The organism is Salibacterium aidingense DSM 18341, assembly GCF_000429685.1.
GTDB lineage: Bacteria > Bacillota > Bacilli > Bacillales > Marinococcaceae > Salibacterium > Salibacterium aidingense.
The window spans coordinates 326,749-334,297 of the sequence record NZ_AUCI01000003.1; the positions used below are offsets into that span (position 1 = coordinate 326,749).

Annotated in this window: 7 protein-coding genes, 16 tRNA genes and 1 rRNA gene; 1 reads left to right on the top strand and 23 read right to left on the bottom strand. The window is 47.1% G+C overall.

What is annotated here, in order from left to right; translation table 11 throughout:
• Positions 1-7: 7 nt before the first annotated feature.
• From G475_RS0105850 to queG, 6 genes are all read right to left on the bottom strand, one after another.
• Positions 8-565 (bottom strand): DUF5366 family protein, encoded by a 558-nt coding sequence (locus G475_RS0105850; RefSeq protein WP_026700485.1) that lies wholly within the window; start codon positions 563-565, stop codon positions 8-10.
• An 82-nt stretch (positions 566-647) separates the two neighbouring features.
• Entirely contained in the window at positions 648-953 is a 306-nt protein-coding gene (locus tag G475_RS0105855; RefSeq protein ID WP_026700486.1) for an antibiotic biosynthesis monooxygenase family protein, read from the bottom strand.
• A gap of 319 nt (positions 954-1,272) precedes the next feature.
• The gene (trmL, locus tag G475_RS0105865) at positions 1,273-1,746 is read right to left on the bottom strand and encodes a tRNA (uridine(34)/cytosine(34)/5-carboxymethylaminomethyluridine(34)-2'-O)-methyltransferase TrmL (protein WP_026700487.1); all 474 of its coding nucleotides are present in this window, start codon (positions 1,744-1,746) and stop codon (positions 1,273-1,275) included.
• 67 nt (positions 1,747-1,813) lie between these two features.
• Complete coding sequence (locus G475_RS0105870; protein ID WP_233275729.1) at positions 1,814-2,707, bottom strand: amidase domain-containing protein; 894 nt, start codon at positions 2,705-2,707, stop codon at positions 1,814-1,816.
• A 114-nt stretch (positions 2,708-2,821) separates the two neighbouring features.
• Positions 2,822-3,355 (bottom strand): methylated-DNA--[protein]-cysteine S-methyltransferase, encoded by a 534-nt coding sequence (locus G475_RS0105875; RefSeq protein WP_026700489.1) that lies wholly within the window; start codon positions 3,353-3,355, stop codon positions 2,822-2,824.
• 12 nt (positions 3,356-3,367) lie between these two features.
• Positions 3,368-4,504, bottom strand: coding sequence for a tRNA epoxyqueuosine(34) reductase QueG (gene queG, locus G475_RS0105880; RefSeq protein ID WP_026700490.1), 1,137 nt, complete (start codon positions 4,502-4,504; stop codon positions 3,368-3,370).
• Between the two features lie 85 nt (positions 4,505-4,589).
• Here queG and G475_RS0105885 point away from each other — a divergent pair, with 85 nt between their 5' ends.
• Positions 4,590-5,279 carry a B3/B4 domain-containing protein gene (locus G475_RS0105885; RefSeq protein ID WP_026700491.1) on the top strand — a complete coding sequence of 230 codons (690 nt, stop codon included), beginning with the start codon at positions 4,590-4,592 and terminating at the stop codon, positions 5,277-5,279.
• Between the two features lie 96 nt (positions 5,280-5,375).
• Here the strand turns inward: G475_RS0105885 and G475_RS0105890 are convergent.
• The 17 genes from G475_RS0105890 to rrf all read right to left on the bottom strand — a co-directional run bounded on the left by G475_RS0105890 (position 5,376) and on the right by rrf (position 7,315).
• Positions 5,376-5,458 (bottom strand) — tRNA-Leu (locus G475_RS0105890).
• A 24-nt stretch (positions 5,459-5,482) separates the two neighbouring features.
• Positions 5,483-5,572: transfer RNA gene (locus G475_RS0105895), tRNA-Leu, on the bottom strand.
• Positions 5,573-5,589: 17 nt separating this feature from the next.
• A tRNA-Cys gene (locus G475_RS0105900) sits at positions 5,590-5,664 on the bottom strand.
• A gap of 40 nt (positions 5,665-5,704) precedes the next feature.
• Positions 5,705-5,779, bottom strand: a tRNA-Gly gene (locus G475_RS0105905).
• 3 nt (positions 5,780-5,782) lie between these two features.
• Positions 5,783-5,857: transfer RNA gene (locus G475_RS0105910), tRNA-Gln, on the bottom strand.
• A 10-nt stretch (positions 5,858-5,867) separates the two neighbouring features.
• Positions 5,868-5,943: transfer RNA gene (locus G475_RS0105915), tRNA-His, on the bottom strand.
• A gap of 19 nt (positions 5,944-5,962) precedes the next feature.
• Positions 5,963-6,036 (bottom strand) — tRNA-Trp (locus G475_RS0105920).
• Between the two features lie 9 nt (positions 6,037-6,045).
• A tRNA-Tyr gene (locus G475_RS0105925) sits at positions 6,046-6,131 on the bottom strand.
• Between the two features lie 30 nt (positions 6,132-6,161).
• Positions 6,162-6,237: transfer RNA gene (locus G475_RS0105930), tRNA-Thr, on the bottom strand.
• A gap of 8 nt (positions 6,238-6,245) precedes the next feature.
• A tRNA-Phe gene (locus G475_RS0105935) sits at positions 6,246-6,321 on the bottom strand.
• Positions 6,322-6,401: 80 nt separating this feature from the next.
• Positions 6,402-6,477: transfer RNA gene (locus G475_RS0105940), tRNA-Asp, on the bottom strand.
• A gap of 208 nt (positions 6,478-6,685) precedes the next feature.
• Positions 6,686-6,762: transfer RNA gene (locus G475_RS0105945), tRNA-Met, on the bottom strand.
• 14 nt (positions 6,763-6,776) lie between these two features.
• Positions 6,777-6,852, bottom strand: a tRNA-Val gene (locus G475_RS0105950).
• 7 nt (positions 6,853-6,859) lie between these two features.
• Positions 6,860-6,934 (bottom strand) — tRNA-Glu (locus G475_RS0105955).
• 21 nt (positions 6,935-6,955) lie between these two features.
• Positions 6,956-7,049, bottom strand: a tRNA-Ser gene (locus tag G475_RS0105960).
• Between the two features lie 6 nt (positions 7,050-7,055).
• Positions 7,056-7,130 (bottom strand) — tRNA-Asn (locus tag G475_RS0105965).
• 68 nt (positions 7,131-7,198) lie between these two features.
• Positions 7,199-7,315: ribosomal RNA gene (gene rrf / locus G475_RS0105970) — 5S ribosomal RNA — on the bottom strand.
• Between the last annotated feature and the right edge of the window lie 234 nt (positions 7,316-7,549).

The following is a 7,549-nucleotide window of genomic DNA, read 5'->3' on the forward strand; positions in this document are numbered from 1 at the left end:
ACATCTCCTACAGGGGCAGGCTCTTTATGAAACTGTTATATAACCGCAGTCCCGCATAACCAACCGCAGCAGCCGAAACACACCAAAAGCTGATATGAAAAAAAATCAGGCCGAACATCCCCGCCCCGGATAAAGAGTCGGAAACGCGGTAAACAAAATAAATGAAATACACCGTCGTGGCCGCTAAAAAGGTGACTGCAATTCCAGCCGGATAAAAAATAAATAAAAGGGAAAGAAGACTGGCAATAAAATAGATCCAGGTGCCGCTGCGGATTTTTCTCAGTTCTTCGCCTTCCTTATCTTTGGAGAAAAAAAGCAGGGACAGTTCTATCATCGTCCCAGCGATTAACTTGAGAGCAGAAAAAATCATAAAGAAAAAAAGAAGTAAAAAAAATGTCAGGGTTACACGAATTCCCGTTTCACTAAAAAACTCAAGCATCCCTGTATAAAGGCCGATTTCTGCCAGCCATGCTGTGATCAAACGTTCAGCATACAGGGCAAAAGACAGCCCGAACAACAAAATAGAGAATAAAGGAAAATGACTCGTTAAATATGTATTTTTCATGGTATACCACTGTCTCCATAAGAAGGATATAGAAGAGAGAGACTAAAATTTACAAAGGAGTCCTCTCTTCTTTCCTGTTTCATTAAAAATGATGAATTACATGGTAAGCTTTCAACTCACTGCTGGACGCTGAACTTTTTTTCTCTGACCCATCACGGTTTTGGTGTGCCTTTTGAAAGGCTTCACTGTGCAGCCAATCTTCATAGTGCTGTTTGGATTCCCATTTTGTAAATACAACCTGATTTCCGTTGGCCTCATTCTCTTCCAGAAACATAAAATCCACACAGCCTGCTACATTTTTCATATTATCCACACTTTTAGCAAACCGCTCCTGCATCGTCTCCTTAGCTTCGTCCGGAACATGCAGTTCATTCATTACTACATACATGGAAACATTCCTCCCTGTATTATTGGTTCACCCTTGGGGAACCATAGCCTGTACTGGCTCTTGTCCATTATATCAATGAATGCTAATCTTTACCAAAAACGTAAGACTCTAAGATTTAACGTTCACAGAAGTCTACTCATCAGGTATAATAGGAAGAGAAAAGTAAATCGAAGGAGGTTTACATACATGAAGCTGGTGCTGCTTATCGGCATTTGTATTGCCTTTATGGTTTCTGTCCTCTCCGCAGGATTTGAAGACAAGCCCCATAAATACTAATCCTTGGATCTAGAGCCTGGTTGTTAAAAGAACCGGGCTTTTTTTAATCTAAACCCGGATAGTTCTGCTGGCGCAGGGCCTCAAAAACAATGATCGCAGCTGTATTGGCTAAGTTGAAAGAACGGACCTGATTATTTTGGGGAACGCGGAGACAGGCCTCTTTATGTTGGGACACAAGTTCTTCCGGCAGGCCTGTTGTTTCGCTGCCAAACACAAAAAAATAATCCTTAGCCGGATCATGAAAAGAAAAATCACTGTACCTGCCGGAGCCAACCGTTTCAATAAAGTAAAATTCCCCGTTTTCCCATTCCTGAAATAGTTCTCTTAAAGAATCATAGTAGCGGATATTTACGCTGGGCCAATAATCACACCCCGCTCTTTTCAACATCTTATCCTCCGTTGAAAATCCAAGCGGGCGGATAAGATGCAGGTAAGTGCCTGTACCGGCGCATGTTCTTGCTATATTCCCTGTATTTGCTGGAATTTCGGGTTGGTATAATACTATATGATTGCTCATTCTGCGTGCACCTCTATTACTCAATGTAAAACAAATACGATTATACCACATATTCTCTCCCCCGGCCTTATTTCACGTCCTGGCCGATCCGAAAAAATTTGTACCGAATATTAGGAGTCCAGGCCGTTGAATCTTCATACGTCCAATAACGGGCCCGGCTGTTTGTGGTCTGCGCGTTAACCAGAGGTTCTCCATTTCCGTCAAAACTGGTTACAATCGTACTATGCTGCCATCTGTCATCACCGTTAAAGTCATAACAGATTACATCACCAAGCGCCAAATCTGTGGCTTCCTCCACTTCTTTTGCTGTCAGGCCGGCAGTAGAACTGCTTAAATACCAGCGGAAAGAATGAGCGACCGCCCAGCTGTAACTCCAATTTTGGTTTTGGTACCACCATCCCTGACTCCGGTCTGGTTGTCCCCGCATTGGCGCATTTCCAGCGCGCAGGCACTGGGAGATAAAATTCGTACAATTATCGGTGAAGGTCTCGTATTGCGGATTGTAGTCATTCCACCACGTTTCGGCATATTGAACAGCCTCCCTGCGATCATATGCAAAAGAACGGCCGCCCTGCTCCAGCGGCTGAAAAATATGGTGTGCCGGCTGGGGTGATTCCGGCAGTGCCTTATCTATAATGAGATGACCATCATGCGTTTTCATCATCCGGTACAGCACCTGTTCTTCTATATGATAAGCGTTTTTGACTTTTAGAACTCTTGCCAGCTGCAGTTGATAGGATATGTTCTCCTGTCTTCCATAACGGTGGATACGGTATGGCTGAAAAATGATTTTAATCTTGAGGACCTCTGCCTGCCTGCGTTCAATAGACTGCTTAAATCGCCGCAGCATTTCCGTTTCCTGCGGAATCGTTTTTTCTGGTTTTTTCTTCGTATTGTTTAACTGAAAGTTGACCCAGTGTTGCATATGGTCTTGAAATGGTTCCATCCATTTTCTAATCATCCCGTTTCCCCCTCCCAGCCTCTACTCTTTCGTTATAGTATCTTATTATATACAAGTCCTCCTCATTCCCCTCCATACAAAATAATGGCATCAGCCGGAGCAGATGCCATATAGTCAGGAAGAAAGACCCGGAAGAGCCCCTTCCATTTTTAATAAATATTCTTTTTTATCAAGGCCTCCCCCGTAACCTACCATCTTTCCGCCGCTGCCGATAACACGGTGGCACGGAATGATAAGGGATACAGGATTTTTATTATTAGCGGAGCCTACAGCCCGGACGGCTTTGGGGGCTTGGATATCTTCAGCGATCTCTTTATAGGATCTCGTTTCGCCATAGGGAATGACGGCAAGCGCATGCCACACCGCCAGCTGAAATGGCGTCCCGTATAAATCAAGGGGAATATCAAACTCCCTTCTCTTTCCAGAAAAGTATTCTCTCAATTGGCGCATCGTTCCATGTCTATCCGTCGTGTCATACTCCAATTGGTCTGGGAGATGATACCGTTTCAGCCAGGGAATTAATCGCTTCTTTACTTTTTCAGCCTGTCCATAATGAAGCGCACATAAGCCTGTCCGGGTGGACACCCCTGTGATCGGACCAAGGGGACTGTCCATTTCCAGGTACTGCAAAGGGGTACGATGGGACATAAGATCTTCTCCTTATTTTACAGCTATATCGTACAACGCACGGTTTACTTCTTCCATAACCTCTTCCGATTTCTCCGATTTTTCAGCTGTCCGCAACGCATCCACGGCCTCTTCTGTTGCGATCTGCCCTAAAGACCAGGCAGCGGAACCGCGGATGACTGGTCTGGGATCCTTCCTAAGTAAATGATCCAAGGTTTCCACGCCCTCTTTGGCTTTGTAAGTCCCAAGCGCCAGCACAGCATTACGCTGAATCGGCTTTTTGCCCCGCCATGATCCTGCCATCCGTCCGAATCTCTCTTTGAATTCTCTATTGCTCAACGTAAGAAGAGGAAGGAGCCGGGGTTTTACTACTTCGGGATCCGGTTCAAACTCTTCATGCTGATGATGATCCATCCCTTTATTTTCAGGGCAGACGGTCTGACAGGTATCACAGCCGTAAAGACGGTTGCCGATTTTTTTACGGAATCGTTCCGGCAGGGAGCCTTTCGTCAAAGTAAGGTAAGCGATACACTTATTTGAATCAAGCTGCCCCCCCTGTACGAGGGCACCAGTTGGGCAGGCATCGACGCATTTGTTGCAGGTACCGCACTGATCTGTAATTTCCTGATCAGGCTCCAGGGAAAGAGTTGTAATCATCTCCCCAAGATACACATACGAACCAAATTCAGGTGTAATAATCGCACAGTTCTTCCCGCTCCAGCCGATGCCGGCACGTTCGGCCACCGCCCTGTCTGACAATTCCCCTGTATCCACCATCGATTGACACCTTGCTTCGGGAGCCAGTTCTGCGATATAGGCTTCCAGTTTGCGAAGACGGTCACGCAGAACATGGTGATAGTCTGCTCCCCAGGAAGCCCGGCAGAACATACCGCGCCTGTCTCCTTTTTTACTTTTTGGCTCGTCCTGCATATGGGAAGGATAAGCCAGCGCAATCGCAATAATGGTTTTAGCCTCAGGAAGGAGACGTTTGGGTGTTACTCGCTTCTCTATATCCGGTTCTTCAAACCCCGAATGATAGTGCAGGCGCTGCTGTTGAATCAGGCGGTCCTTTAATGTAAGAAAAGGATCAGTGGAAGCAAAGCCGATTTTATCGATGCCGATTTCCTTACTGTATGCAATAATCTTTTCTTTCAGCTCTGCCTCTGTCATGACACCCCTCCTTTCTAAAAGTTTCCATTCCGGAAACGGGATATGGTACACTGCCCCTAACAACTCAAAAATGAGGTGAGACGTAGTGATCTTATCCCTGGATAATCAAGTATTACATACCATTTCTGATTTTAAAGTGGGGATAGCGGTATATCAAAACATTGTGATCGACGAGTCTCCAAAAATGCTGAAAGGGCGGCTCGAGTTTTTTCAAGAAACCATTCGAAATGACCTAACTGAAAGCACCATTCTGGATTATCCTGGAGTATCGGAATGGCGGCAAACGTTTAAAACATTTGGCATGGATCCGGCACGATATCCCCCTTCACACGAAGCCTTATTCCGAAGGATCAGCAAGGGATACGATCTCCCATTTATTCATTCAGCCGCCGATTTAAATAATTTCTTCTCGCTTCAATATGAAATTCCGATTGGCATTTATAATTTGCATGCCTTACACGATTATATCAAAATAACGCAGGGGACAGAAGAGGAGCAGTTTGAAGGGCTGAACGGGCGTAACAATCAGATGAATGGCAAATTAACATCTATTGATAAAAAGGGAGCATTCGGAAGCCCGATTGTGGATTCGGTACGTACAAAAACGGACCCCGGCACCACGGAGGCTCTTCAAATATTTTATATACAGCCGTCTCTGCCTCTTCGAGACACGGAGCAGCTCCTTCAGGCAGCGGCAGACATGTTTACGCAGCTGCACAGCGGAGATAGTTCTCTTTACTTACTGCATGGGAAACAGCCAGAAGTGATTATCTAAAGGGCTCCGGGTAGCCGTGCTTCCACAGCGGCTGCTTTTTTCAATAAAAAAACCCTTCATTTCCATGAAAGGTTGGTACTCCCTGCTATGTAATCTTGGTAGCGGTGGTGGGACTCGAACCCACACTCCGTAGAACGCGATTTTGAGTCGCGCGCGTCTGCCAGTTCCGCCACACCGCCATCCAAAAAGGACCAAGATATTGGTGGTGCCGAGGGCCGGACTTGAACCGGCACGGTTGTCTACCAACCGCAGGATTTTAAGTCCTGTGTGTCTGCCAATTCCACCACCCCGGCAAGGGTAAATATATGTGTGGAGGCGGCACCCGGATTCGAACCGGGGGATAAGGGTTTTGCAGACCCGTGCCTTACCACTTGGCTATGCCGCCATGTGCTATCCTATGAAACACATGCACGAAAAGTGATAACTGGAGCGGAAGACGGGATTCGAACCCGCGACCCCCACCTTGGCAAGGTGGTGTTCTACCACTGAACTACTTCCGCTTGTGGCTGGGCTAGCTGGATTCGAACCAGCGCATCACGGAATCAAAATCCGATGCCTTACCGCTTGGCTATAGCCCAACGATTCATATGGGGCGATTGATGGGGATCGAACCCACGAATGCCGGAGCCACAATCCGGTGCGTTAACCACTTCGCCACAATCGCCATTTTTCAAAGACAAAAATGGCAGGGGTAGTAGGAATCGAACCCACATTGGCGGTTTTGGAGACCGCTGTTCTGCCTTTGAACTATACCCCTGTATCACAATGGTGGAGGGGGACGGATTCGAACCGCCGAACCCAGAGGGAGCAGATTTACAGTCTGCCGCGTTTGGCCAACTTCGCTACCCCTCCATAATATATAACACATTATATTTTTGAAAATGGTGCCGGCCAGAGGAATTGAACCCCCAACCTACTGATTACAAGTCAGTTGCTCTGCCAATTGAGCTAGACCGGCACTAAAAATGGTGGCTCGAGACGGAATCGAACCGCCGACACGAGGATTTTCAGTCCACTGCTCTACCGACTGAGCTATCGAGCCATTTTAATAATCAAAAATTTCTTTTATCGATCCTGGAATCACATTGTCGTTATCATAACATATCTTTAAGGAAATAAAAATGGCGGGCCTGACGGGAATCGAACCCGCGATCTCCTGCGTGACAGGCAGGCATGTTAACCGCTACACCACAGGCCCTTTTGAAAAGAATAAGCTGCGAATCTCTTCGTCAACTGCTCTCGGTCGGTCATGTCACGTACTGATGTACGCTCCATTCCTTCCTCGTTTGTTTCCTTGACCTTCTTGCTTCCTTAACCTTCTTGTTTCTTCTTCCAAAAAGGCGCGGAATATTTTCGGGAGGTTCTCCCTTTTTTGTTGTTTTACCGAAATTTATGTTTATTATAATTGGTTGCGGGGGAAGGATTCGAACCTTCGGCCTCCGGGTTATGAGCCCGACGAGCTACCAGACTGCTCCACCCCGCGGTGTGATATATTCATGGTGGAGGATGACAGGATCGAACTGCCGACCCCCTGCTTGTAAGGCAGGTGCTCTCCCGGCTGAGCTAATCCTCCGTATGTATGGTGACCCGTACGGGATTCGAACCCGTGTTACCGCCGTGAAAGGGCGGTGTCTTAACCACTTGACCAACGGGCCTTTCTTACTATGTAAATATTATGGCGGAGAGCGAGGGATTCGAACCCTCGAGACGGCTCAACACCGCCTACACGATTTCCAATCGTGCTCCTTCGGCCAACTCGGACAGCTCTCCAAAACATGGCTCCACAGGCAGGATTCGAACCTGCGACCGATCGGTTAACAGCCGATAGCTCTACCACTGAGCTACTGTGGAATATGAATAAAATGTACGGAGTAAGTATCACACTGTGGTAATTTAACATGTTAGACATGAAATGTCCAGCCTGGCAGTGTCCTACTTTCACAAAGGGTTGCCCCTTCATTATCATCGGCGCTGGAGAGCTTAACTTCCGTGTTCGGCATGGGAACGGGTGGAACCTCTCCGCCATCACCACCAGACTTGCCCTGGACGGGCTGGCTTCTGTGTTGCGAACAGGACGTTCGCGATTTGAACAGAAGATCCTTTTATCGCAAGATCATCGATCCTGCTGCTTGAAAGAGCGGGAATGGTATTCCCTCAAAACTGCATAACGAAGCATCCAGCCATAGACCACCTTGGTGTTTGGATAAGCCCTCGACCGATTAGTATCTGTCAGCTCCACGTGTTGCCACGCTTCCACCTCAGACCTATCC